The organism is Nostoc sp. DedSLP03, assembly GCF_034530815.1.
Taxonomy (GTDB): domain Bacteria; phylum Cyanobacteriota; class Cyanobacteriia; order Cyanobacteriales; family Nostocaceae; genus Nostoc.
In genome coordinates, this window is record NZ_JAVRCK010000107.1 from 1 (window position 1) to 26,109 (window position 26,109).

The following is a 26,109-nucleotide window of genomic DNA, read 5'->3' on the forward strand; positions in this document are numbered from 1 at the left end:
TCTATCTCTCCAGATGTACGGAGTTTTTTCAGAAATCAAATACTAGTCCTATATACAAGCACTCAACTACAAGAACGTTTGGTGAGTGAGCGAGGAATCTCACTCTCGCCTAGACAAATTAGCCGCATTCTAAAAAAAAAGATTATGTCTGGAAACGGTTAAGGCATAAGCCACCGATGCCAAAATCAACATCATTCCAAGATGCTAAACAGGCCGATTGGTTAATGTTATGTCAGTTAGCAATTGATGGATTAATTTGTCTAAAATATCTTGATGAATCAGGGTTTGAAAAAACCAGTCCGCTTAATTATACATCTTCCAAACTTGGTCAACAAAAATCAATTTATCAACCCCGTAGAAGAGGTAGAAGAATTAGTGTTCTTGGTTTTTGGGAGCCTCAACATAGTTTTGAATATGGGGTTGTTGTCGGTGGTTTTAATAGTGAACGTTACTTGCAACTACTCCAATGGCAGGCACATTTAGCCCAACAGCGTCTTGAACAAACGTGCAAAATCACTGTCATTATTCAAGATGGAGCATCATTTCATCGCAGCAAAAAAGTTCAACAATACTGGCAAAGTTGGCAACAGCAAGGGTTGTATATTTTTTTTCTACCCCTCATACTCGCCTCAAATGAACCGTATTGAAGATCAATGGCTCCACCTGAAACGTTATGAGCTTTCTTCACAGATTTTTGACAATGAGTATGAACTAGCGATCGCTCTAATTCATGCTATCGAAAATCGTGCAAACAACGGTAATTACTCCGTTGAACGTTTTATATTTAATCATGTCTAGCTACTTATAATTTTTAGCGATCGCACCTTTTTTGCTCAACCTCACCAAATCGCGTTGCTCCCTTTTTTCTTTACCCTTACCCCTTCCCCTTTTCCCCTTAACCGAAAAGTATTGAGTAGGCGCTCTCAATACTGTTACTCATAAATCAATACTTCAATTAAGCCTGAAAATCAGGTAAACTAAGCATTATTCCCAAGCATGAAAATTAACTGTGGTACATCTCAAGGATTTATCACTATTGTGTCCAACAATACAAAGTAGTTATTTTGTTTACTATTTTTGCGAATGCGGATTAATGCACATCTTGGACATTCCATAGCAATCGCACTAATTCATATTTTGATTCTGCAACGCCAAATGCTGCTCTTTTTTTGTAAAAAATCGCCGATACAATTCACAACTTGCCATCGCTTCAGATCCAGAAAGTTTAATCAACCCCATACTGCTTAACTTGTGAGTAAGGATGGGATCTAAGATAATAGCTTTATTGGCATTCAAAACGTTATCAAAAGCTTGTGCTAACTCAGGCTGTTTTTGCAAGGTTGCCCAGTAACGCTGCAAGTGATAAGAATAAATGTTGCTAGCAGTGGGAGCAGTTTCTAGTAGTTGCGACAGAGTTACCTCCTTTCGACTCAGATTATAGAGAGCTAAATGTACTAGTGCCGGATGTCCCCCGACCATTGCCATTAATTGTCTAGCTCCTTCTCCATCTGTCCAATTGAGTCCATAGCGTTGGGCTAACTGCTGTACCTCTTCTTGGCTAAAGTTATCTAACTGAATCGGTAACCCTACATTGAAAGGAGACTGATTAAGTTCAAGAGGAACATAAATATCTGTTGAGTGAACCACAAGTAGACGAAGCTTTTGCCAAATGGGCAGTCTTTTCGCTTCTTCGTACCAAGAACGCAACAAAGGTAGAAAATCTTTCGCTACTTGGGGATGCTCGAAAATATGGTTCACTTCATCCAATGCCAAGATCAGGGGAGTATTAATTGACTCTAGTAGATATTCTTGAAAGTAGACGGTGCAGCTAACTTTACTTCCCAAATCTTCATCCCAATACTCGTTTAACATTGGTTGAAGCTGAAGCTGGCGAGCGATATTGGCACACAACCAGCGCAAAAGTTGATTCAAGTCGCTTAGAATTGTCTGCTCGACTTGTTCTAGATTCAAGCTGATAGTGCAGTAACCCTGGTACTTCGCATAGTCAAGAATCCTCAGCAGCAGTGAAGTTTTGCCCATTTCTCTGGGAGCTTTGATCCTGATTAACGCTCCTGGTTTGTTAATTTCTTGATAGATTTGCTCCTCAAGGTAAGAACGTTTGAGGTAAAAGGGAGAGGCGAGAGGAACTGAGCCGCTGGGGTAGCTTGGTGACGTATCCTGATTAACTGTGGGGAGAAATTGCGTCAGGTCTTGTTTCAAAAGTTTTGTATTTGGAGCTGCTTCAACGATGGCATAAGACTCCAGCAGCTCCTGACAGTTTTTCTTGGTCACGCGCTGGCCAATGACCTTGGAGAGTCGCCCAAACAACTCTGGGGCAACAACATTGGTAAAGTAGCCAGGACTATAACCTGCCTCTATAGCTATTTCGTTATAAGTTTTATACTGCCAAATCCCACGCAAAACCAGATTTTCTGTGGAATTAAGGGGGCGATTGTGGCTCTCAATTAGTAGGCGGTCAACAATCTCAAACAGACTATCAAGGTTCATAGAGATTACAGACAAATGCTACTAATAAAGATAACAGGAATTACGCAAGTAACACAATATCTGCCATTTATTAGTACAAAAGTATTGCTTAGACAAATTAAATTATCCAGAAGGATAGACCTCTTCTTTGGGAGCATCCCATTTTTTCAGAAATACCGATTCATCAGTGTAGTATGGGGATAAGACAATACTGACTGGAAGTATAGCCATGGCCCCTGAAGAAGAAGAACGGTTACAAGCAGCAGTAAAAGAAATCGCGACGATTCTGTATAAAAATACATCAGCGTCTGAGTTGCAAACTTTGGAAGGAATCGAAAAAACAGTGCGATCGCAGATGCTGGAACAAGTCGGCCCCAAAATCGCCTTTTTTTTATCGAACAAACAACAGGCACAAATAAAGGGAGATCCAGACAAATCAAAAGTTGTGTAGGGGAATTGCCAATCACACAAAAACAAGCACAAAAATTAGGTTTAGAGCCAAGAAGCCACTTGAGTCCAGTGTTAGAAAAATGTAGCTTACGACTTTGTGCTAATGAGTCCTACCAAAATGCGGAGCGAGAACTCGAAGCATTAACAGGTATGAAAATGGGACACAGCACGTTACACAGGCTGGTAAATCGACAAAATCTGCCACAGCTATCGGCTTTACAAGCAGTCAAGGAAGTGAGTTTGGATGGGGGTAAGGTACGATTGCGAACGCCAAAGGGGCAAGAATATGAGTGGCGCGATTATAAAGCAGCACACTTAGGTGGAATTTATTATGGTGTTTTTTTTAGAGACCATCAATCTCTCTTGGATTGGATTAACTCACAAAGGCTGGTCAACCCATTAGTGTGTTTGGGGGATGGACATGATGGTGTGTGGAAATTATTTACTGAAATTGGCAGTTCCTCAACCCGACTTGATGTGATTTGAACGATAATTTAGCCAAACGGTCACGAAATACTTCACTCTGTACTAGGACAACATATAGTTCAAAGTTATAAATTGAGTTTAAAAAACTCAAAACTTAATTACAGTAAGGAATATGGTCAAATAGTTTATTTGTACCGTACCGCGATGAGAGAGAAATAAAAATTCAGATTTGAGGCGATCGCTTTATCACTCAATTTTTGGCTAAACATATTTTTGAACCATATTGTGGGCATTTTGAACCAAATTTTGACCGAAAGTTTAAAATTTAAGGGTTAAATTAGTGTGTATTGCTCTGCATTTTTTACCAAGTCAAAAAATAAAACTTTTGGTTGCATTATGGTTCGCATTTAAAACACGCGGACATAATTTGATTCATAAAGTTAGGTTTTTGATTGGCTAAAAACCTTGAAATTACGTTAACTTTTGGTCACGCTATGGTTCACAGTTTGGTCATACAAGGAGTAAAATCACACTTGAGATACTGGATTGGTATCATTTACGCGAAAATCTCTATAAAGTAGGCGGTTCTGTCAAAAGACTCAAGCAAGCAGAAAACTTACTATGGGTTAATAAAGCAGACGCAGCGATCGCTTTGTTTGTTGATTTCGCAAAAAAACAGGCAAAAAATTTTTGTACATATTTGAACAAGCATCGAAGTCGAATTATTAATTATGCATACTATCAAGCAGAACAGATTTGCTCTATTGGTTCTGGTTCTATCGAATCTGCTATCAAACAAATCGGTTTAAGGTTGAAACTTTCTGGTGCCCAGTGGAATCCCACCAACGTGCAATCCATACTACAACTTCGCTGTGCTTACCTTAATGGTCAACTTGCTGTTTAATATTTTTGCAAAAATGGGATGCTCCCTCTTCTTTCACTTTCCAGATTAAACAAAAGTTTTCGTAAATCAAACAAAAATAGATTCATAAATACGGTTCTGAACTCTCAATTTTCCCTGTTGCTTGACTACTAGCCCTGACAAAAGCAATTCTCTTTCCTCTGAACTATCAACTGCAATAATCTCTCCTTGATGCAAAATTTGACGGTATAGTTCTAGTAGCCGAACGGATTGTTTACTTTTGAGAAGGCGATCGCGAATGGTTCTTAAATGCTCTGGTTCATCCTGTGATTCCCAATTGTCTATTATCGACTCTCGCACTAAATTTTGAATCCATTCGGCTTCCCTGTTGGTAAAAATAGGAGATGAAGAATTGCGGATAAATTTACAGAGCTTTTGAGTCAAAAAGGGCTGGCCATTAGTCCAGGCTAACACTTCTTTTAAAACTGTTTGAGGATTGCTCACTTTCTCGGTCAATCCTTGAAGTAGAGGTTGCGCTTCATGCTCTTTAAACCCTGACAATTGAATGGTCTGACCGATGTTAAAAGGCGTTCTTTGGTGGTCAGTAATTAAGTCACCAGGGGTAGCTACTCCAAAAAGAGCAAAGGTTAAACGTCGATACTCTGGATTAATACTACGCTGATTATAGCAAGAGCGAATTAGCGCAAAAAAGTCATTAACTGGGAATTTTAAACTTAAGAAGCTATCAATTTCATCGATAAAAATTATCAAGTTTTTAGATATAGTATTATTTCCTTGAGTAACTTCAACTAGCAAAACTTCTTCAATAAATTGACTCAACCTCTGAACTGGAGAAATATCTCCTTGCTCTTGCCACCAAGTTTTTAGATTAACCTTTCTTAATAAACCAAAACTTCGCCATAGCTCTACTGTTAAGCCTTTGTACCATTGGTCAGGCGTGACGTTTTCGCTACCAATACGGGTCAGATCGATCGCCCCGCAGCTAAATCCCTCATGCTGGAGATGGTGTATCATGCGTACCATCAGACTTGACTTGCCCATCTGCCGAGGATTGAAAATGTAACAAAATTCCCCGCGCTTCAACGCCTTGTAGAGATAACGGTCTGCTGAACGCACAACATAAGTGGGAGCATCCATCGGCAAACTTCCTCCCACTTGATAGTCAAAGGTAGAGGGTTGTTCGGCACTTTTAAGTAACTCGTTTTCAAAGAGCAGTTCGGCTTGAGTGGCTTTGAGAATTTCTAGGGTTTGTGAGAGTTCTTGAGTGCGCTTTTGTACTCTCATCTCTAGATTTCGGTTATAATCTTCTAACTGTCCGTAGAGACGAGCATTTTCAATGGAGATAGCAGCTTGAGCAGAAAGAATTCTTAAAACCTCAATGCGATCGCTAGTAAATGCATCTGTGGTTAAATTGTTTTCTAAATATAAAATACCGCTTAGTTTGCCTTGATTTAACAAAGGAGTACAGAGAATCGATTTTGGTTGAGTGGCGACGATGTAGGGATCGCGGATAAACTGTTCTTCTTCGGTAGCATTATTAAGAATTACATTTTCTTGAGTACGGACAACATAGTTAACGATCGCAACTGGTAGGATAGGTGTCTGCGTATCGCCATCTATAGAATCAATGGGAAGCGATCGCATTAGAGTTACGTCGTCAGAATCTACTGTCCTTTCAGCTTCGATTACCCATTTACTATCTTTTTCCAATATCAGAAAGCCTTTCTGAGCGCCGCCATTTTCAATTACAGTTTTCATTAACTTAGCCAGCAGTTGGTCTAGTTTAATTTCACTAGCTAATACTTGAGAGGCTTTAGTAACTGTGACAATATCAAGGGCTTGTGGATTTGTACTACTAGTAGACTCAGTTGTATTAATGCTTTGATTTTCTTTTAGGTAATTTATATCCATTATAAACTGTGGGTACTCTAATTCTAGGGCTTCAACTTTGGCTTTTGCGCCCCAAAGACTATAACAATGATAAGCATTTCTTAAGTATAATTTCCCTATTTCTTCTCTACCCAGAGAGAGATAAAATTCTGCTGCGCGTTCGTAAGCTATGGCTTCTTCGTGAATAAATTCAGATTTTTTAGCACCTTGAATTGCTTTTTCATAAAGTTCTTGAGCTTGCCAATTTTGTCCCAATACTCGCGTTTTCTCTGCTTCTACTAAATCGAATTTATTTTGAAAGTTAGCGGGGCAATGACTAGCCCATATTTTCATATCCTCCTGATTTTTTTCTACTTGTTCTAATATTTGTTTTTTTTGCTCTTGATCGCAATTAGAATAATGAGCAATAAAAGAAAGAGAAGAGTAAAACTTGTGTTGTGGTGCAGGTAAATAGTACGAACAAAATTTCACGTATTTTTCTGCATTAATTCCGCTTTTAAAAGCCAATTCATAATTTTTAAAAATATAGCATGATATTGTCTGACAAAAGTAAGCGATTAAGAGTAACCATCCGTTGCTTACTTGCACCCAATTCTTTAAATATTCATTCTCTTCATCCCAAGAGTTATCGTTGAAAAATCGATATTTGTCTGATTTTTCATTGATTAAATTTATAATAATTTTTTGACATATTTTTATATAAAAAATGAAATATTCTATTTGGTGTTTTTCTACAAATTTAATATAGCTGATGTAAGTTTTTTCAACTTCTTCTAAACTATATCCTCCAAATAATTTTATTAAAAAATAGGTTATAATTGCAGAATCAGCATATTCATTATTTCCTGTATCTAAACCTATTTGATAAGCTTTCAATAATTTTTCCTGTGCTTTTATATTTCTCATAAACTTTTTCCAATGCCAAATACATCCGTAATAAAGATGCATTACTAACACTTCTAATTTTCTTGTGTTGTATTTTTCCTGCAACTTGATAGCAAGTTTCCCCCATTCATATCCAGAATTAATATCTCCTATTACTCCACACATCATTGCTCCATAAAAACTATAGGTAGCAGCAGTCTGGGGAGCATTTCCATATTCAATACAAAGATGAAGCTGGCTTACGACTACTTTAAGAAATAAAAACAAATTGGTAGTACCAGTAGCAGTTATAATTTTTTGGAGTATTTCTATAGCTGCCAGTTTATATTGATTGGTCATTGTCGGCAGATTAATTAAATCTTCAATATGTTTTCCTTTCAATCCAGATTGAACTTGTTGTTTAATCTTCTTTATATCATTATCATTGTTATTTGGAGGGATAATATATATTCCCAGTTGTTCCAAAGCCTGAAATGCAGTCTCTATCGCATTGTTTGGCTTAAATTCAGCATAATATAAAAGGATTTGTACTTCATATACCTTCACTTTGTCGAAATCGTTATTTATTTTTTGCAAAACATTTACAGACAGCTCATGAACTCGCTCAAATTTAGCATTTAAGTAGAGTAGTTCTAATGTTTCTACATGGATATCACAAGTAAATTTATACTGTTGTTCCCAACTATTTGACGCTAATAATCCTAGCCCAGTCTCTAAATATATTAAAGCAGGTTGATAAGCTGTTGATGCTTTTGCTTTTTTCCCAGCTTGAAGATTTAATTTAGCTAAATTATCTCTTTCTGACTGCTCGGTAATTAATTGACCTCCTTCGTTAAGTTGATTAACAATATCAAAAATATTTAACTCTAAATCATTTTCGTGAGTATTTTCCAGTAGGAGACGACCTACTTGCAAATGAACTGTTTTTTTCTCATATTCTGGAATTAAAGCATAGGCTGCTTCTTGAACTCTGTCGTGCAAAAATTTGTATGGGATATATTTAGGAATTTTGGCAATAAAAGCATCAGATATTTCTGAAGTATTCTTTGATATTTCTTCCTGATTCCAAAGTAAAGGTATTTTATAGTCATTACTCAGAGGTAAAATTAAACCGTTCTCTAGTGCTGGCTGAAGTTCTCTAGCTGTAGTTATTTGAGATTTATTGTTTATAAGAGAGAGAAGTTCTAAATTAAATTGGTTGCCAATACAGGCAGCAAATTGCAAAATTTTCTGAGTTCGTTCATTTAGTTTGATAATTTTGCTGATAGTTAAATCAACGATATTATCAGTTATTCCTACTGTTTCGATTTCCTTAATATTCCACTGCCAATCATTTTTCTTATAGTCAAATGACAAAAGGTTTTCTCTATACAAAGATTGAAGTAATTGAGTTAAGAAAAAAGGATTTCCTTGAGTTTTAGTGGTTAATAACTCTGCTAAAGGATTTGACTTTTCTATAGAGCAATTTAAAGCATCGGCAATGAATTGGTTGATATATTTGATTTCTAATGGTTGTAGCGAGATATTATTGACCCTAACACCTTCTTTTTTAATTTGATCTAAGGTCTGTATCAAAGAATGAGTAGCATCAACTTCATTATCTCGGTAGGCTCCGATTATCAATAGATATTGGCTATCAGCATCGGTTATTAATAGCTCAATTAACTTCAAAGATGCTAAATCTGCCCACTGTAGATCGTCGAGAAAGATAACTAATGGATGTTCTTTTTTGCTAAAAACACTAATAAATCTTTGAAAGAAGAAGTTAAATCGGTTTTGTGTCTCAGTTGCTCCTAATTGTTCGACAAGCGGCTGTTTACCGATAATCTGCTCCAATTCAGGAATTATATCGATGATAACCTGAGCATTAGGATTCAATGCTGCTAAAAGTTTCTGTTTCCAAGTTTGTAGTGCTGCTTCAGATTGAGTAAGTAATTGCCGTATTAAGTCTTGAAATGCTAAAGTGATCGCCGCATAAGGAATATCTCGCTGCAACTGATCGAATTTTCCACTAAGAAAGTACCCTCGCTGGCGTAATATTGGTTTATGAACTTCATTAACCAAAGCAGATTTGCCAATTCCTGAATAACCAGAAACCAGCATTATCTCACTGCTGCCTTGACTAACTCGCTCAAAAGTAGTTAATAGTTGAATAAATTCTTTTTCCCTACCATAAATTTTTTCAGGAATAACAAAGCGATCGCAAATATCCTGAGTTGCTAAACAAAACTCGTCAATTTGCCCTAAAGTCTCTAAGCGATCGCGACAGGTTTCCAAGTCAGCTTTGATTCCCCAAGCACTTTGGTATCGTTCTTCTGGGGTTTTTGCCAACAATTTCATCACAATGTCTGAAACGGCTTTAGGTATTGGTTGAGACGTTGAAGTTAGCGTTTTTACTACTTCATGTGGAGGAACAGGTTGTTGAGCAATATGACAATGAACTAATTCTATAAGGTCAGTGATTGCAAAAGGTAGTTTATTGGTGAGCAATTCGTAGAAGGTAGCACCCAAGGAATAAAAATCACTGCGGTAATCTATCCCTCGATTCATTCTTCCAGTTTGCTCTGGAGCAATATAAGCTAAAGTTCCTTCTAAGCGCTCAATATTGCCAATTGCCTGATTTTCTCGCGATAAACAAGTGGAAATACCGAAATCGATGATTTTGAGTTGTTCGGTTTCTGTATTATAGACGATATTAGAGGGGTTAATATCTTTGTGAATAATATTGGCAGCGTGAATAGCCGCCAAACTTTCAGTAGTTTTGATGGCAATAGAGAGAAATTCTTTGAAAGTAAATTGACGATTGCACATTAACAATTTTAAAGATTCACCGCCAAAGTCTTCTAAAAAAATGACTAGACTATTTTCATATCGCTGCAAATTGTATGCTTTAATAACTCCATCGGTATTTAAGGAGCGGGTGACTTCATATTCCTGCTTGTATCGAGTTAGTTCTGAGGGAGTTGGGTAGTTTTCCTTAAGAATCTTTAAAATAACGGGTTGATTATCAGGCTTGAGAATGGCTCTATAGACTAATGAATTAGCACTTTCATAGATTTTTTTTATAATCTGATAGTTTTTCATAGTGTTCGTAAGGAAATTTTTCTAAGTACAATTGTTATTATCTTTCCTTCTCAATTATAAAGTGCCTGATTTGTTTTATTTTATGTTTTTACCTTGGAGTCAGTTCTCTGATAAATCTCAGTCACCATAGTGGTGGTAACTTGAAGCCTATTTTTAAAAGCTCTGTTAATTACCTGTGACTTCCACATATCGCAGTTTTTACAAGCCGACCTATTATCTAACTTATTAAGGATTAAATCGCGTCTAAGTTGATTAAAGAAATTTCCACTCCAAATATCTTGCAGAGTTTGTTTATTATAATCTCCAAGACTAGCAATATCCTTATCAAAACCAAGTTTAAATAAGGTTTCAATACAGTAGTATATTCTGCCGTCAGGCAAAACAGCCATTTCTATAAAGGGAAACAGACAAGCCCATCTACCTTGTGCTTTTTGAATATAATGATTGAGCGAATCTTGCAGAGCGTCGTTAGTCTTGCTAAGACGCATATTAGTTTCTTTGTATTCAGCTAAGTTCAAAACAAAAACACTATCTGCTTTTGCTAGCCAACGTTCTCGAAATTTTTCTTCTTCTTCAATAGTAACATCTTGATTTCTGACAAATGATGTCCTCACCTCACAGAGAATTTTCAAGCGATCGCGCAGTCGCAGAAAATTGATAATATTAGATTCGACTTGGTTAAGATTAGCACCCCTAACTCTTAAGTAAGTATCTGGCTCAGCAGCATCAATGCTAATATCAATACTGGTTAGACCTGCTTTTAATAATGCGATAGCTCGACTTTCATCTAGCAGTTGACCGTTAGTAGTTATATGAACTCTAGGAACTCCTTGTTGTCTACAAAGTCGGACAAAATCTATAATCTTCGGGTGAAGCAATGGCTCCTCCACACTGCCAATTAAGATCGTAATTCCCTGTTCCCCACATTCTTGTGCTAGTTTTTCCATTATCTCCCAGGACATTGCATTATTACCTGTGAAGAAATCTGTTGTATGTGTTGGCTTGAGCAAAGAACTATGATATGGACACATCACGCATTTGAGATTACAGGTATTTCCGACAATTGCCCTAACATAAGAAGGTTTTACAGCCGTGCCATAATAGTCCGCAAAGTAATGTGACTGTTCGTCAGGATCGGTCTGGCAAATAATAGTCAAGGGTGTTGGAATGCCAAAAACCCCCTGATTTTTACTTTCAAATTCTTGCAATAACTGACTCCAGATTTTACTTAACTCCTGGGGATACAAATAAGCTAGAGTCGGATATTGAGGTAAACCTAATTCTGATGAAACAGGTAGGATGGGTCTGAAAGCAACTGCTTTTTTTCCAGATTTTACTGCTGCTACGAGTGTTTCTACACTTTTGGAGTGTAAAGGAATACCATGAGGTGGTATTTCCAGCACCATATCCGACATTTCCCAATTGTCTCGGATTTGAGTTGGTAAAAGCTTTTGAGTATCTTTGATGATCATATTTTTTTCTACAGGATTTAGATAGTAGCACCAATGAATAAAAAAGCCACCCTTGTTTTAGATGTGGGTGGGGTCTTTCGCAATTTATGCTTTCATAAGATTAAGATGTTTTAAATCTAGAATACCTTGCCTGAAAGTTTAAGAACAAGTTGAAGGAATATAAGGGTTATTTTCATAAAAGAAAGGTGGGTCATTTGGAGCTTGAATTAACCACTCTTTTAACTCAGATTGCTTAATAACAGTAACTCCATTTGATGGTATTTCAGTGTTACTTTGCTCATCAAAATCATCAAAAATTTCTGGGCGTGGAGGATAGGGAATTGTTACAGTTAGTATGCCATTATCACTAGGTCCAGGATCGCTGATATTACCTTCAAATTGATCGGTTACTACTTTAAACTCGATAAATTGTTTATCTTCTTCATCAAAGATAGGAAGATAGTTGTTTTGTTTAAAAACTTTGAGCAGTGATTTGTATTCATCTGTTTCAGGATTCTTAGCAAATAATAATTCTTTCAATTCATCTTGATCCGCTCTTTTAAAATAGCCATCTAACTTTTTTGCAGTTTCAGGATCTTCATTCAACCATATGTAAGAAATAATTTGAGAGATTTTTTTACCTTGCTTCAACAATTGCTTAACGAATTTAGCATTTATTGTTTCTGGAATAAAATTATCTCCTTGATTATCTCCTTGTATGATAACTTCAACTTTAGATATCCACTGTCTTGTTCCTATCATGATAATTTCTCCTTTACTATTAAGTTAACTTTTTCCATTTTATCCAAACCATAAAAACGGCAAGGATTATCCCAAAGAATCTTTTGCACAGTTTCTTTCGATGAAGTTTCCTCAAGCTTTACCATCTCTGCAACAATGTTCGGCTTATGATCCATATGAGGATAATCCGAACCAAAAATTAAATTGTCTGTGCCAATATATTCAATCACCTGAGCCAGTAATGGTTCTGAAGGCTCTATGGCAATAAAGCACTGGCGACGAAAATAGTCTGATGGCTTGATTTTGACATTATCATTAATTTTATCCTCCCAATGTAAATTTTCGTATTCTTCATCTAGTCGCCACAGCCAATAAGGAACCCAGCCACAACCAGACTCCAGAAAAGCCACTTTCAGTTTTGGATGACGTTCTAATACTCCTCCCGCAATCAAAGCTAATAAAGCCATCATCTGTTCCATCGGATGAGAGCAAGCGTGAGTAGCAAAACGAGTGTTAAACCTTTCTGTACCTGTAGTTGGCAAACGACTGTGAGTCCCTTCGTGAATACCTACTGCTATTCCTAGTTGTTCGCATTCTGTCCAAAAAGGCTCATAAGCAGAGTCACTCAATAGTCTTCCTTTGATGGGGTTAGGGCGTAAAAACACCGCTTTCCAGCCAAAATCGGCAATTCTATGCAATTCATGCACCATTGACTCTGGTGCGTGCAGATTAATTGCTCCTACCCCCTTCAATTTATCTGGAGCGTAACTGCAAAAGTCTTTTAACCAATTGTTGTAAGCACGGGTAAAAGCGCCAGCAACTTCCGGTTGCATAGTATCTATCGCCCAAAGCCACAATCCATAAGTTGGATAAAGGAATGCCAGATCGATGCCCATCTGCACCATCTCTTGAACGTGAGACTCGACATTGTAGCTTTGGAAATAAGCATTAGGATGAGCTGACATCATCTGCTTATTTCCTAGAGTACGAACTTGCTTAGAGACTTTTTTAACAATGTCTTCCCCTTGAATTTTCATGTCTGCTGAGGGAGCAAACTGTTTAAATTCTGGTTCAAGATACTCAGCCCACATACTGGGAGGTTCAATTACGTGGGAATCAGCATCAATAATCGAATATCCGTTTAGCATCATCTGTGATCAATCTGGCTCGGAATTGGGAGTTGGTGCGTAACGCTACAAGTCTGATTACTACGCTGAAATTTTTTCGTAGCTTCACACATTTTACAGTTTTTCGTGTCAGTTCTCTAAGCGCAGAACGTTAGTTAATGCTGTAAAAACTTCTGTAATTGCTGAAATAGCATCTTTGGTACTATTAAAATTTTGTAAAAACCTATCAGCTTTTTCGATGCCCGCTTTGAGGACATCCAATTGAGGTTGAAGTTGAGTTAAAAGCTCGGTTCCAACAATCGTCGCAATTTCTTTAGCATAATTCCCAAGTTTCTCTTCATGACCTTTTAGCGTATTTCTTTGTTCTTGAGAAAGTTTAAGAGAAAAATTATTTCTAAATCTTTTAACTTCATCTGCTAGTTCTTGAATTTTATCTGAATAGTCTAACCATGAATTCACGCCATCAAAATTAATAGCCATTGGTAGTTTTTCCTATCTACTTGAGTAAGGGGTTACTTTTTTCTTGTAAGCTATTAGCTTGATTCACGAAGTTTTTCAATGCTTTTCTATTTTTATCCAGTAATTCTTTCACGACTTCTTTTGACGGATCTTTCCCTTTTCCATAAATAGTCGCTAACTTATTATGACTCGCTACAACTGTTTCAAGCACATCGATATAATCCTCAGCTAATTTGCGGCGTTCTTCAATTCTGTCCTTTTCAGGATTCCACTTTTCTTGATCTAGCTTTACTAATACATCCGCTAAAGCAATGACTGAAAGTCCTTCTAACTGTTGATTGCTTTTCAATAGGTCATTAATGATATCTTCATAATAACCATCAAGAGATCTTTCTTCAGTTTTTAAGTATTGATCTATATATACTCTTTGAACAACAATTTCCAGTCCCTTTGAATAAGTCGTTAAGGCTTTATCTGTTTCGGGAATAATTGTTTTCAGGGTATCTAATCTTTTTTGACGAAAGATAGAGGTAAGAATAAAGTTTGCTAAACCTGTTCCTGCTTCTACTTGCGATTGAACAACATTTGTATCTTTTTCAGCTAACCCAAAAAGAGGCGTTAATTCTCCAGCTAAATTTTTAGAAGAAGCACTAAAATTATTAAATTCGTTGTCAAAACTGATATTTTCAGAGGCTACACTCACTAACTTTTGTAAATACAAAACGATAATAGCATTACCATTTTTTATATTTTTCCCCAATGGAAAATTTTCTTTAAGTATTTGGCACTTTTGTTGTTCATCTGCCCTTTGCTGTAAGCGATTAGAGCTAGGAGGAAGAGAATTTAGTTTGTTTTTTAAATCATTTAATTGTTGAGTAGTGGGTAAACTAGAAGACGTTCTATTTATAAGATCGTTGATTGCTTCTACAACTTCGTTTTTATCTTGTGAGCGTGATGTTTCTATTGTCGAAATCGCTGGAGCTAAAGGAATAACAGCAGGTGCTTTATATCGCGCTGCTCTTAAACAAGAGTCGTGAATATCATTAGCTACTTTTGGTAGTTTCTCTTGAGCTTGATCGGCTAGTGTTGCAAGTTCTCGAACTGCCGCTAATTCTGGACTCCTTCCACAACTTCCTAGTAAAACAGTAAGCGGAACAGCGATGCTAATTAAATATTTTATTTTGAGCATTTTTGCTTAACCTCACAAGCTTAATTACCAAGCAGCATAACTATTTATTATGCAGAAATTTTCCGTGCCATCATACTAACCAATTTAGTTATGGTAAGGATTACAGTAATTTTAAGAGGCATTGATGATTTCATTAGTCATGATTAGTTTCTCCTACTAAGTTTTCTGGTTGTTCAGTAAAAAGTTAGACTTTAGGAATTACACATTGATAAAAGTCAGATTATGTAATTAAGTCATATCTGTTTACTGAACGGAAGTTAAGCTTGATGAGCTAAACTCGCAGTGAATTACCTTTGATATTAGTTTTTCTCTTAGTCTCTGAAACTCATAAAACTCATCTTACGAACTCATAGAAAAACTCATGAAAAATAACATCATTCAGTAGGGAGAACCTCACATCCACATGGGAAAAGAGTTGAGTTGCTCTTCTGTCAGCTGTTCTGACAACCAACCCATTTTCACTGGAACCTCATAAAGCCGTCCAGACGCTAACCTTTTCCACATATGGCGCATTCCCGGAACGATGACTTTGGCAACTCTCAGTCCAATATCGGGACGAGTCTGATCTAATACCAGCATTTCTAAACCTTTGTTCTCAACGATTTGTTGACAGAGCTTGACATCTTCGAGTAAATCATCACTTGCCATTTCGCGATAATCGCCACTGACAGCAGCAATTCTCTCGCTTGGAACTAAATAAGGTTGCTCGCTTAAAGTTGCGGTTTTCCACCAATCTACCGCCAAGCAATCGGCTGACGGGGGATATTGAGTACTTCCATCAGCTTTGGCAAATAAAACGTTAGGTAAAATTTGATTAACTTCCGTCAAGGCTCGACTAATAGCAATCTTGGCATCGAAATGAGCGCCATAACCCAAAACAATATCTTCTACAGAGCGATCGCTTCTTCGAGTCACAGCAGCAAAAACTGGAATATTCAGATCGCTAGTAATATCTAAAACCCAAAGTTCCCGATTAATAGTTTGATAATATTGCTTCAAGCTTTGAAAATAAGGCTCGTCGAAACTATCTAAATCCACTTGCGGCTTTTGCAAAGAGTTATACCACCATAAAGCGACAGCATCTCGCTCTACTAACTCCATAAATCCTTGCAGAATAGCTTCTTCAAGAGTATTACCTGCCGCACATCCATTAGAATCAGCCCAACAGTCGGGTTTATAGTCCGGTCGATAGCCATAATAACAGTAAGCCGTTGGCAGATACTTAAATTCCTCATGGGTTAAAGACCAAACAGGAGTCCAATCAATTTCTCTTTGTTCATCAAAAGGTTCGGGGACTTTTTGAAACCAACCTTGACACTCAACATTCCATTGCTCTCTATTCTGATATTGCTGTTGGCTGAAGTTCATACAAACATTGGGATGGATCGCCTTCTCTCCCATTTGTTGATAACTGCCTTTTTCTCTAATTTCATACCCTTGAAATACCCCAGAATATCGCTCAATTGCTTCGCAAAAACCACTAGCCATCCCTTGAGAGTCAGTCCTACCTTTCCCCGCACTTCTACCCCCCAAATTTTGGCGCAAACTAGCGCAATCGTCGAAAACACTGAGAAAATGATGTTTAGCGATGTAATTATGAGTTAATCCATTCCCAGGAATTTTATTTAGTTCTCGCACAACGCCAGTAATGGGGCTAATATGATGCTGATATTTCCTAAGAGTTTCTTGTGGCGAACAAATACGGTGTCCTCCATCGACAGTAAAGGTTTTCTGGCGGTGTTCTAAAACAACAGGTAGGGAATTGTTGGTTAACCCATTTACCATCTCTCCACAGCTAGAACATTGAGGACGCTTCACCCAGCTATGATTTTGAGTTTGCAGTGCGATCGCATCGTAAGCAATCAAATTACTTTCTAATTGTTTATTTTCCCCTTGGACAATCCACTTAAATACCTCTGTGGCTACCATTCCTAAAGCAGTTTGTACTGTAGATGGCAAAAATCCTAAAGGAGGAGTTAAAGGGGAAGATATTTGCTTCTGTCTCTCAATAAACCCTTCAATCGGTCTATTCTCTCGCAAACGCTGGGCTAAACAGTTCCAACAACCAGTTTTCTGAGGATTAAATAAAGGGCCAATCCAGACTATTGTCCCTAACGGCTTAATCAGCATCCAGGGAGATTGGGATTTTAAGGCTTGTTGATTGAACTTCTTGAGCTCAACATTGAGATAATCATCGGTTAAAACTACTGTCAAATCACCTTCGTCTGCTACTTGAATTTGGAGAGACTCAAGCACAGCAATCAAGTCAGATGCAGCAACCGAACCTAATGCTTTTACTGCTACTTTAGTCGATCGCAATCTTTGATAAGCTACTGTGGGGGCAATATTAAGATGATGGCAGAAGATTTCTAAGTGCGATGGTAAAGAATTATCTTCTTGAATAAGATAGCCCTTTTGTTGCATTTGTAATAAAGCATATTGGGCTTTAATACTTATATTGAGAACTTCTTGGAAAAAAGTGGTAGCTGACTGTAAAGATTTTGGATCTTGCAGTAACGACTGTTGAATGATATCAATAATTTCGTTAATATTGCGTTCACCATCGATGAAAGTAGCTAAAGTATGAGAAATATGATCGTTTAACCAGACTTTTTCTCTTTCTGACAAAAAAAAGATATTGTCTGCTTCTATAGTTTGAACAGAATAACAAGAATTGAATTGGATTTTAAGTCCCATTGAGCTTTATTAATTGTTTGTTTACTAATTAAAGTGTAAATTTAGTAAAGTTAACTACAAGTTAACTTTTATTAATTTTATTATTTTTTAAATATATTTATATTTATTTAATAAATTTAGAAATTAAACTTTGGTACAATTAATGATAGTTGATAAGTAAAATAGATTTCCGCCCATTGTATTTTAACGGAATTTATAATGAATCTCAGGTAGCTTTTAAATTATTGTTACACAATTTTTATTAAAATCATTTCAAAAACTCATATAAAAGCTCATATAAAAACTCATAACTTTTTATAAAAAGCAATAGAATAGCTCACTATTTTTATCAGTTAACTTTAGCTACTACCATCCTCATAGCTCTAAAACAGCATCAGTATGTTCAGCAGTATCTCTATTTGCTGCGCCAACAGTTGTTTAGCTTTAACCACCAAACCGTACCACAAATGATGGGGAGCATCCCAGTTTTTTGCAAAGAGGGCGAAAATCAGTCAGTATAATTAAGACGAGTGTATTTACCTACCGATGACCCCAGAACAAAAGCAAGCCCTCCAAGAACATATTCAAGCGATCACTAAAATATTGTACGAAGACACGTCACCAGAAAGGCTAATCAGTCTTGCAGGAATAGAGGTTGTGTTGCAAAAATGTGCAAAGGACAAAAGCTCTGTATAAATCAGAACCAGTTATGAAGCAACTCCGAAAATTTGAGCAACAAATTTCACTTGAGCAGCGATATCTGTTTTTTCAACTCCTTTAACTTGTCCTTTGCGAATCATGTTCATTGTTTCATATCCCCTTAGAGAACGCCAAAGCCGTATTGAACGATGCAAATCCCATTCCTGGTTTGACCAACCTTTTGGTAAATCGATGATCTTGTTCCAGATTATTATTTAGATATTTAACTTGTCGTAATTCACAATCATCAGGCAATAATTCTGATTTTTTGAGTTGATCAATTGCAGGTGGGTAAGCTGCATTTTTATCGACGTTGATAAATCGTGGGGTTCTGTTGTGGCAAGCTTTCAAGGCTTTACAGAAAAATCTTTGTGCAGCTTGTGCATCGCGCGATGCACTCAACATAAAATCGATAGTATTACCAGATGAATCAACAGCACGATATAAATATTTCCATTCATTTTTTACCTTTATATATGTCTCATTTACTCGCCAATAATCATTACTTTGGCTCAAGTAAGATCTGCATCGCTTCTCAATTTCAGGTGAATAAGCTTGCACCCAACGATACACTGTTATGTGGTCTACCAATAGTCCCCGCTCTACCATCATTTCTTCTAAGTGACGATACGAGAGTGGATATCTCAAGTACCACGTAGCGTTTATCTGCGGTAGCAAGCATTGTAACAGTGATAGGATATCAGGCATGGGCTGCTCGTGGGTCTTGAGTTTCGTTGTGAGAGACAACAACTCTACTACAGCAGCCCTATCTCTTCATACTCTTTTTTTGACAAAGGTATTGTTTCACAGTTAAATTTTCAACCATATAATGATTGTTGCATAACTTCTCATCAAAGCTCTTTCAAAAACTCATATAAAAACTCATATAAAAACTTATATAAAAACTTATATAAAAACTCAGCACAGGAGCATTCGTGAGAGGTTAAGGTAATTGCACATTTGTCAAAAGAGTGCAGAAAAAGGAGATAAATCCAGCTTTGAGACTGGCTTTCGGAGCGCTTTGACTACTCCTAAATCTTGATTTTCTTTGGCAGCAAAGTACTTATCCCCTTGCCACAACTGACCACACAATGGCTACGCCACCGCGCCACACCACCGCCGCAACACACGAGATGACCACGCGGCGATCGCAGACAAAACAATTAGATTTTACACACCAAAGCGCTTACAATTTAATAAGCGATTAGTTCACACCCAAATGGCACTAAGAAAAGCTCTAAGCTGTGTGAAATATGGGTTACAGCTTTTAATGCCAATTGAGTATTAATGGCATGAGAAGTGGTGATCGTAGAGAGTAAGATGATGTAGGTTTGCTCAAAAAGTTTTTGAAGGTAGAAAAAGCTTAGTCGTCCGTGAAATACTTTTGTGAGACGAATAAGCCAACATCATAAACACTACTGTGACACTAAGAGTACAAATTCTCAAGGATAAATTCAGCCAGAGTTTGGGGCTGCCTTTTAAACAACTGTTGCCAGAAACCACAATAAGACTTGCAATCTCTGAATTAAAAATCAAATACAAAAAGCGATTATTTGACCCGTTAATAACGTTGTGGGCATTTTATCTCAGGTTTTAGATACGGACAAAACTTGCCATAATGCTGTGAGTAAAATAATTGCATATTTAGCTGGAGAAGACGTAGAAGTTCCCTCAACAGATACGAGTGTTTACTGCCAAGCTAGGGCAGAACACTCATGATATTAAATTAGCGAGGAAAATGTACAGTTTTCTTAAACCTAATGATGTGCTTTTAGGGAATAAAGCTTTTTGTGCTCACTCTGATATGATTACCATTAAAAAACTTGATTGCAATGCCATATTTCGGAAGCACCAATCTCGAACAACAACCATGCGAAAAGGTAAATTTGCTGGGGATTGTGACAAGCTTGTTACTTGGTATAAACCTAAAAAATGCCCAAAAGGGTTGAGCAAGGATGAATTTGATGCTCTACCGCCAACTCTAACTGTGCGAGAAATTTACTACTACATTGTTATTCCTGCCTTTCGCACGGGGCGAGTCAGTTTAATCACCACTCTTTTAAATACAACAACTTATCCTACCCTCGAAATTGTTGACATTTATGGTAAACGCGCTTGTTGTTGAGCTAGATTTAAGACATATAAAAACTACCTTGGGCATGGATGTTTTACGCTGTAAAACTCCCTCAATGGTACGCAAAGAAATTTACGTTTATTTACTTGCCTACAATCTACTGCGTAGTTTGATGTGGTCGGCAGCTACTACTTACGGTACTCAAGCCTTACGCCTGTCACTGCAAGGTACTCGTCATCATTTAAATAACTTTATCCCCGAATTACTAGCAGCAATTTCAACAAAATATCTCCAAATTTGCCAAACTTTACTTAAAGTTATTGCTCACAAAGCTGTCAACGCTCGCCCCGCAAGAAGTGAACCACGAGTCCGTAAACGTCGCTCAAAAGCTTACCCCTTAATGACGAAACCCCGGCATGAGGGGAGCAAGCAATTGCAAACAGCTTAAACCACAAGTGTTTCGGCTTTTCTTAGTGCCATTCGGGTCTGTACCTTCTAAATCTTTATATAGCTTAGTTTAGCGATGATTGTCGCCCCTTGAAGTACTTAGTACCTGAAATATTTACTCTTTCCAATTATTCAAATCATTCGCGTAATCCCTCAGGTTCTTCGGACGATAGTCTTGTCGATCTCGCCAACGTCTCTTCGTACTGTCGTCAAGTGCAGCAAACTGATCAAGAGGAATTTCACGCTGTATTTCCCCTAGCAATTTGTAGATACCTTCCAATGTGTTGTCAAAGTCGATCTTATGATTAAGATTAATCTTGTCCTCAACAGCACCCCAATCAAACTTCAGTCCGAGTTTAAGCACGTTAATTTGCTCCATCATCCATGCCAACGTTGCATCCGATAGCCCAGACTCTTTTTTGCTACCACCGCCAACACAACCATGAGCACCCGGAAACCAAATTTCAAGTAAAGGCTGCTTGTCATCATTCTGTCTTTTCATGTGAGTGACGTCAAAGACTTCACGGATCTCATCGATAGCCACAGCATGAAGCGCATTTTTTATAATTGAACTCAACAAGGTGTCATGAAATTGAAACTTCTCATTGATCAACCCGCTCAGGAAAGGAATTTGATTAGGTACACCAAGTGAACCGACAGTATCCCAGCAGCCGATTAGAGTAATTTCTACCTCTTGCAGCTTTACCGACTTCTCGTCTTGAAGAAAATGATACTTTTTTAATAATTCCTGGACTTTCTGCTCTTTTTGCTGCAAATCTTGTCGGGATTTTTCTGGATCTCTTTTCTGTTCTTCCAAAGAAATAAAACTGCGATCACTATAAATCTTATGTGCCTGAGATCTCCGCTCCTCCATTTTGTCTATGTCGGAGCCATATGCTTTAGGTATTGGGATCTGGAGAAACTTTTCCTTTTCTTTCAAAGTTAGCGTACGGTCTCGATAAATTTCGTACAAAGCAGGTATCTTACGGATTTCTGAAAGAGACAATAAACCTCCCGAACAGCGAATTAATCCAGCTAAACTACGCACCGTATAAGCACCACGGCTAAAGCCGAAAAGATAAATCTCATCGCCTTGTTCATAATTCAAGCAAAGGAAACGATAGGCATTTTGAATGTTGTTATCAATTCCTAGCCCAAAAGCTCCGCCAAGAATTTTGTCACCCTCAGCGAGAGCTTTTTCCGCTGCATTTCCGGCTCCAACACCTTCATCATAAAATACGATTTGAGATATTCCCTCGCTAGAAGGCTTGATTGCTTGAGCAATTTTGACCACGTTAGTCGGATAAGGACTAGTGAGTTTTTGCCAAGTTCCATCACAACATATTATAAGGCGTTTCATGTTTTCCAATCCTTGACTTCATACGTTTGGACATTTTACGATAGAAATTTTATTTTAAAACCCACATCACGCACTTCAATTCCCATTTTTCCTGCTAACGGGACTTAAACAAAATAGAAGTTAAAAATCGGCATTGCATAGTTGCGGGATGAATTAGGCTACTAAGGGTACAAATCCACAATGGAGGTAATGCAGTAACAATCGAATTAATAACTTAAGCATTTCTTCTGATTTATAATAGTAAAGAGTTTTTCGATGAAGGCATACTAGATAATGTCTTAATCTAGTATTTTCTCCTTCTAATCGTGTCATGTATTTTTTTTATTATCTGGTCACAATCATCGATAAAACATGGATAAACTGGGTATCCATCTGTTACATAAAAATAACATTTCCAACATTTAATAATCTTCCACAGTTTTGCGAAGGTTTTAGCACTACGGTCTCCTAAAGTCCAAGCTAAAATACCTGGAAGACGATTATTTACTGCCGTCCATACCCAAATTTTGTTTTTTTTTACCCACAAATGTCTCAAGTTCATCGACTTGTGCAAATAGCAGGAATTTCTGAATGTTCAGGCGCATCTGGTAATTTTAGAGCTACTTCTTTTACCCAGTTTATTACTGTATTATGATTAACTCCAGTCAGCAGCTCAATGGCGCAAAAACCAATGCCATTTACATACTTAGACATCTTTGTTTAACTTCGTCGTTGTATCCGCGTTTTGAATGTGATTCTATAAATTGGCGTTAGCGAAGCGGGGCGGAACGCACGTCGCAAGATACACAGATGTAGTTCTGTTTACCACGACGATGCCCGTTCTTACGGATAAGGTTGGATGCACAATATAGACAGTTCATCCCTTAATTATGCAACGCCTAAAAATCAATACCTTTGCCAAAAAAAGAGTATGAAGAGATAGGGGTGCTGTAGTAGAGTTATTGATTTAGAACTGCTATATCTTTAATTCAGGCACTATCACACTTTTTCTGAAAATTGCTCCCATTACATCGAACAAGTAATCCAACTGTGTTGCCAACCTGACCTTTTTACTTTTCTATAACCCATAATAGTTTAAATTTTATTTATAGGAAATCTATATAACCAATACTTTTTCAGGTAAACCTCATATAAAAACTCATCCAAAACCAATACCTTAGCTAAAATAAGAGGATGAGGAGAGAGGGCCGATGTAGTAAAGTTATTGTGTCTCACAACGACAACTCAAAAACCACAATCAGCCCATGCCCGATATCTTATCACTGCTACAATGCTTCCTACCGCAGATCAACGCTACGACGATGCGGCAATTGAACCAAATAATTCTGGCTATGTTAGCAATGAGCGGCCGAGTCACCATGTTGGGAATGTCCCGTTGAACAGGGATTGGCGGTAGTTATCGGACAATGTTGAGATTCTTTCATACAGTAATATCGGTTGTGTATATTCTTACTCATACTCAGTTTTTGCGATCACTCTTTGTACGTCTTCTTTACATTTCTTTAGAGACAGTCTCTTACTTTCCTCTATTGGTATAGCAGCCGCCAGTACGATTAGGATGCTGTACTAAGAACATCTTCCATAGCATTCCGAAGGCAGTCAAATTGAATTAGCTGTTTACGAATTCGACTTTTCAACCATGACCAGCACCGCTCAATGCAGCTTTTTAGAATGAAATAGCCCAGACAGCGTAGCTTGCTTCTCCGTTCACAATAGCGTCCCGTAGGGAAGGAGTACGGCGATCGCAGATGTGGCAATCGGAACTCCAGTACAAGTCTACAACCTTGTCTCCCGGCAATGGCAACCAGGAGTGGTGGAGGACTAGTCTGGACAAGAAAATCTATTGATGAGCTACTCTCGCCGCAGGCGATTACGCTTTGTGGGTTAGTCTAAAATGGTAGCAAATATTGGTGTCAGAGAAACTTTAATGCTTTCAGGAACAATTCAACCCTACAGTCAAAGACAGACAGTTTTACGAACCAATGACGGTGATTTTCTCATTCTTGGGCAAGAAATTCACCGCTTGGGTTTGTGGCGAATGCAACATTCAGGGCTATTGTGGGGACAAAAGGCAACTGCCCAAGCCGACCAATCGTTCCAATCTACCCAACCGAAACCAGCTCTCCCTAAACCAGAGGTAGACGAACTGAAGCGGCGAATAGTTGATATTCAAATAAGTTTGATGAGTGAGGTTAGGAAGGATAGAAAACAAATTGCAGCACTAGCACAAGCCCTAGCTTTGATTGAGTCACGCTTGGATGTTCTCGATCCTCCCAATATAATGACACTTGAAGAAGATAGTCAGGCTAGACAGTCTAGACAAGGGGAAACCTGGGAGAGTGATGCTGTCGAGTTTTTAGATGCAATCAGCTAGGGTGATGATAATGGGTGAGATTAACGATTTACGATTCACTGCACCACCATCCGACTTGGAGCGTTGGGAGTGGTTTTTTAAGGAGATGGAGAAACGCGGACTAATAACTATTTTTGAAAGCTTCCAACACTACGCTAACCGAGGCGACTCGAAACTAAAACGTCAATATTTCAAGGTTAAATAAAATGCACAAAACTCTGATTAGTTTCTTTGACAGTTTCCAAGTGTAGCAACTGCCTAATGTTCTAGTAAAGTTTACTAGACTTCACCATAGTTTATAGGTTGCTGTGATTCTGGTAAAGCTTTAAATGAAGGAAACTAACAAGTTAATTGTAAATGAGGAAATTCATTGCATTTAGCGGCCAGATGCTCAACTCTTTGTTCTAGCTAAATAAATATTAATTATAAGCTAGAACATAAAGAGAATACTAATTCCATTGTTATTTTTGGACATTTAGATTCATTTTGAGGTACTGGCGGTAGAGTATGGATTCATGATTCTGACGCAAGGCGCTCTTGTAACACTGGTTCAACTTCTGGCGCTCTTATAAGTAAGGAGTTATCCTCTGGTGATTCTTCTGTCAATGTATTGGTGCAAGAGCGAAGTAGGGATTCAGCCGTTGTCAGGAGCGTTCGTACACGCATCAGCCGATTTCGTCGCTCAATCCCAAGTTGCGCCTCTAAAAAACGTGGGTCATTGTCATGGCTCAGATGAATAACCTTGACGAGTTGCTTCTCAATAGAGGGTTCAAATATTGGTTCTCTTGCTGTCAACTTCTTGTAACCATAAACACCACTTGGACGTTTCACACTGTAGTGGTGTACTTCGCAGCCAGTCGGAGCAATGTATTGCCCTTCTTTATTATTCAATTGCGAATGTAACTGTTCCACAAGGGAGGCGATCGCATCTATTCTCTCGGTTACACCCAAAGAGTGGGCAGTTTGAGGGCATCCCCTGGCCATTAACATCATGATTGCAGCCTGGCGACGTGTAATTCTAAAGGTTTCTCTGAAGCGTTCCTGCTCAAGAAGGCGCACGCGAATTAGTTCGATCTCCTCGTCTGGACTCAATTTCATCGCTGAACCACAGGTTTTGTAATTCAGGCATTCTCCAGAATCTAGTAGTCCTGGTTGCAGCATCATACTAGCGCAGTCAAAGCCGAGTCCACATATTTTCGTCGGCATAGTTTTTCTATAATTCTAGCTGAATAATTTTATTATATCAGCTAGAACTAAGCGAGATTGTGACTTACACCATAAGCAGTCCGTTATTGAAACCATAAGTTGTCCGCAGTAGAAGTTAAAAAGCAGATTATTACGTTTAGTAGCCGAACAGTGAAACTAGTGTTTTGTAATGATAAAGTGACCGAAAGTTAATTATTCAAGCATAAACAGTCCGAAAGTTAC

The 26,109-nt window shown here is 37.8% G+C and carries 16 protein-coding genes and 7 pseudogenes; 10 read left to right on the forward strand and 13 right to left on the reverse strand.

Going from position 1 to position 26,109, the window contains the following annotated elements; translation table 11 throughout:
- Positions 1 to 176: 176 nt before the first annotated feature.
- Entirely contained in the window at positions 177 to 647 is a 471-nt protein-coding gene (locus RM368_RS32890) for a transposase (RefSeq protein WP_322697950.1), read from the forward strand.
- On the forward strand, positions 634 to 798 hold the full coding sequence (locus RM368_RS32895; RefSeq protein ID WP_322697951.1) for a hypothetical protein: 165 nt from the start codon (positions 634 to 636) through the stop codon (positions 796 to 798). The genes RM368_RS32890 and RM368_RS32895 overlap by 14 nt, the downstream gene beginning before the upstream one ends.
- 327 nt (positions 799 to 1,125) lie before the next feature.
- Here the strand turns inward: RM368_RS32895 and RM368_RS32900 are convergent, their stop codons facing one another.
- Positions 1,126 to 2,508 carry an AAA-like domain-containing protein gene (locus RM368_RS32900; protein ID WP_322697952.1) on the reverse strand — a complete coding sequence of 461 codons (1,383 nt, stop codon included), beginning with the start codon at positions 2,506 to 2,508 and terminating at the stop codon, positions 1,126 to 1,128.
- A gap of 208 nt (positions 2,509 to 2,716) precedes the next feature.
- Here RM368_RS32900 and RM368_RS32905 point away from each other — a divergent pair.
- A pseudogene (locus tag RM368_RS32905) lies at positions 2,717 to 3,393 on the forward strand (ISKra4 family transposase); the annotation flags it as partial.
- A gap of 505 nt (positions 3,394 to 3,898) precedes the next feature.
- Positions 3,899 to 4,267: pseudogene (locus RM368_RS32910) on the forward strand (ISKra4 family transposase); the annotation flags it as partial.
- 66 nt (positions 4,268 to 4,333) lie between these two features.
- Here the strand turns inward: RM368_RS32910 and RM368_RS32915 are convergent.
- The 7 genes from RM368_RS32915 to RM368_RS32945 all read right to left on the reverse strand — a co-directional run bounded on the left by RM368_RS32915 (position 4,334) and on the right by RM368_RS32945 (position 17,769).
- Complete coding sequence (locus tag RM368_RS32915; RefSeq protein ID WP_322697953.1) at positions 4,334 to 10,105, reverse strand: AAA family ATPase; 5,772 nt, start codon at positions 10,103 to 10,105, stop codon at positions 4,334 to 4,336.
- An 80-nt stretch (positions 10,106 to 10,185) separates the two neighbouring features.
- Positions 10,186 to 11,577, reverse strand: a complete 1,392-nt coding sequence (locus RM368_RS32920) for a radical SAM protein (RefSeq protein WP_322697954.1) — start codon at positions 11,575 to 11,577, stop codon at positions 10,186 to 10,188.
- Between the two features lie 138 nt (positions 11,578 to 11,715).
- Complete coding sequence (locus tag RM368_RS32925; RefSeq protein WP_322697955.1) at positions 11,716 to 12,318, reverse strand: hypothetical protein; 603 nt, start codon at positions 12,316 to 12,318, stop codon at positions 11,716 to 11,718.
- Positions 12,315 to 13,448, reverse strand: a complete 1,134-nt coding sequence (locus tag RM368_RS32930) for an amidohydrolase family protein (protein ID WP_322697956.1) — start codon at positions 13,446 to 13,448, stop codon at positions 12,315 to 12,317. The genes RM368_RS32925 and RM368_RS32930 overlap by 4 nt, the downstream gene beginning before the upstream one ends.
- A gap of 105 nt (positions 13,449 to 13,553) precedes the next feature.
- Positions 13,554 to 13,904 carry a hypothetical protein gene (locus RM368_RS32935; protein ID WP_322697957.1) on the reverse strand — a complete coding sequence of 117 codons (351 nt, stop codon included), beginning with the start codon at positions 13,902 to 13,904 and terminating at the stop codon, positions 13,554 to 13,556.
- A 16-nt stretch (positions 13,905 to 13,920) separates the two neighbouring features.
- Entirely contained in the window at positions 13,921 to 15,072 is a 1,152-nt protein-coding gene (locus tag RM368_RS32940; RefSeq protein WP_322697958.1) for a hypothetical protein, read from the reverse strand.
- Positions 15,073 to 15,465: 393 nt separating this feature from the next.
- A complete protein-coding gene (locus RM368_RS32945; RefSeq protein ID WP_322697959.1) occupies positions 15,466 to 17,769 on the reverse strand; it encodes a TOMM precursor leader peptide-binding protein in 2,304 nt (767 codons plus the stop codon).
- Positions 17,770 to 18,294: 525 nt separating this feature from the next.
- On the opposite strand from RM368_RS32945, the pseudogene RM368_RS32950 reads away from it, so the two are divergent.
- Positions 18,295 to 18,402: pseudogene (locus tag RM368_RS32950) on the forward strand (ISKra4 family transposase); the annotation flags it as partial.
- A gap of 53 nt (positions 18,403 to 18,455) precedes the next feature.
- Here RM368_RS32950 and RM368_RS32955 read toward each other — a convergent pair.
- Positions 18,456 to 19,155 (reverse strand): annotated as a pseudogene (locus RM368_RS32955) (IS6 family transposase).
- 1,096 nt (positions 19,156 to 20,251) lie between these two features.
- Between RM368_RS32955 and RM368_RS32960 the strand changes: the two are divergent.
- Both RM368_RS32960 and RM368_RS32965 read left to right on the forward strand, forming a co-directional pair.
- Positions 20,252 to 20,572, forward strand: a complete 321-nt coding sequence (locus RM368_RS32960) for a hypothetical protein (RefSeq protein ID WP_322697960.1) — start codon at positions 20,252 to 20,254, stop codon at positions 20,570 to 20,572.
- Complete coding sequence (locus RM368_RS32965) at positions 20,550 to 20,969, forward strand: hypothetical protein (protein ID WP_322697961.1); 420 nt, start codon at positions 20,550 to 20,552, stop codon at positions 20,967 to 20,969. Before RM368_RS32960 ends, RM368_RS32965 begins: the two co-directional genes overlap by 23 nt.
- A 114-nt stretch (positions 20,970 to 21,083) precedes the next feature.
- On the opposite strand, the gene RM368_RS32970 is transcribed toward RM368_RS32965, so the two are convergent.
- Complete coding sequence (locus RM368_RS32970; RefSeq protein WP_322697962.1) at positions 21,084 to 22,328, reverse strand: DUF2235 domain-containing protein; 1,245 nt, start codon at positions 22,326 to 22,328, stop codon at positions 21,084 to 21,086.
- 153 nt (positions 22,329 to 22,481) lie between these two features.
- Positions 22,482 to 23,188, reverse strand: a pseudogene (locus RM368_RS32975) (IS1 family transposase).
- Positions 23,189 to 23,572: 384 nt separating this feature from the next.
- Here RM368_RS32975 and RM368_RS32980 point away from each other — a divergent pair.
- Positions 23,573 to 23,704 (forward strand): annotated as a pseudogene (locus RM368_RS32980) (IS4 family transposase); the annotation flags it as partial.
- A 177-nt stretch (positions 23,705 to 23,881) separates the two neighbouring features.
- Here RM368_RS32980 and RM368_RS32985 read toward each other — a convergent pair.
- Positions 23,882 to 23,986 (reverse strand): annotated as a pseudogene (locus RM368_RS32985) (IS630 family transposase); the annotation flags it as partial.
- A 236-nt stretch (positions 23,987 to 24,222) separates the two neighbouring features.
- Here RM368_RS32985 and RM368_RS32990 point away from each other — a divergent pair.
- Both RM368_RS32990 and RM368_RS32995 read left to right on the forward strand, forming a co-directional pair.
- Entirely contained in the window at positions 24,223 to 24,702 is a 480-nt protein-coding gene (locus RM368_RS32990; protein ID WP_322697963.1) for a hypothetical protein, read from the forward strand.
- Between the two features lie 10 nt (positions 24,703 to 24,712).
- Complete coding sequence (locus RM368_RS32995; protein ID WP_322697964.1) at positions 24,713 to 24,886, forward strand: hypothetical protein; 174 nt, start codon at positions 24,713 to 24,715, stop codon at positions 24,884 to 24,886.
- Positions 24,887 to 25,194: 308 nt separating this feature from the next.
- On the opposite strand, the gene RM368_RS33000 is transcribed toward RM368_RS32995, so the two are convergent.
- Complete coding sequence (locus tag RM368_RS33000) at positions 25,195 to 25,887, reverse strand: hypothetical protein (protein WP_322697965.1); 693 nt, start codon at positions 25,885 to 25,887, stop codon at positions 25,195 to 25,197.
- Positions 25,888 to 26,109: the final 222 nt, after the last annotated feature.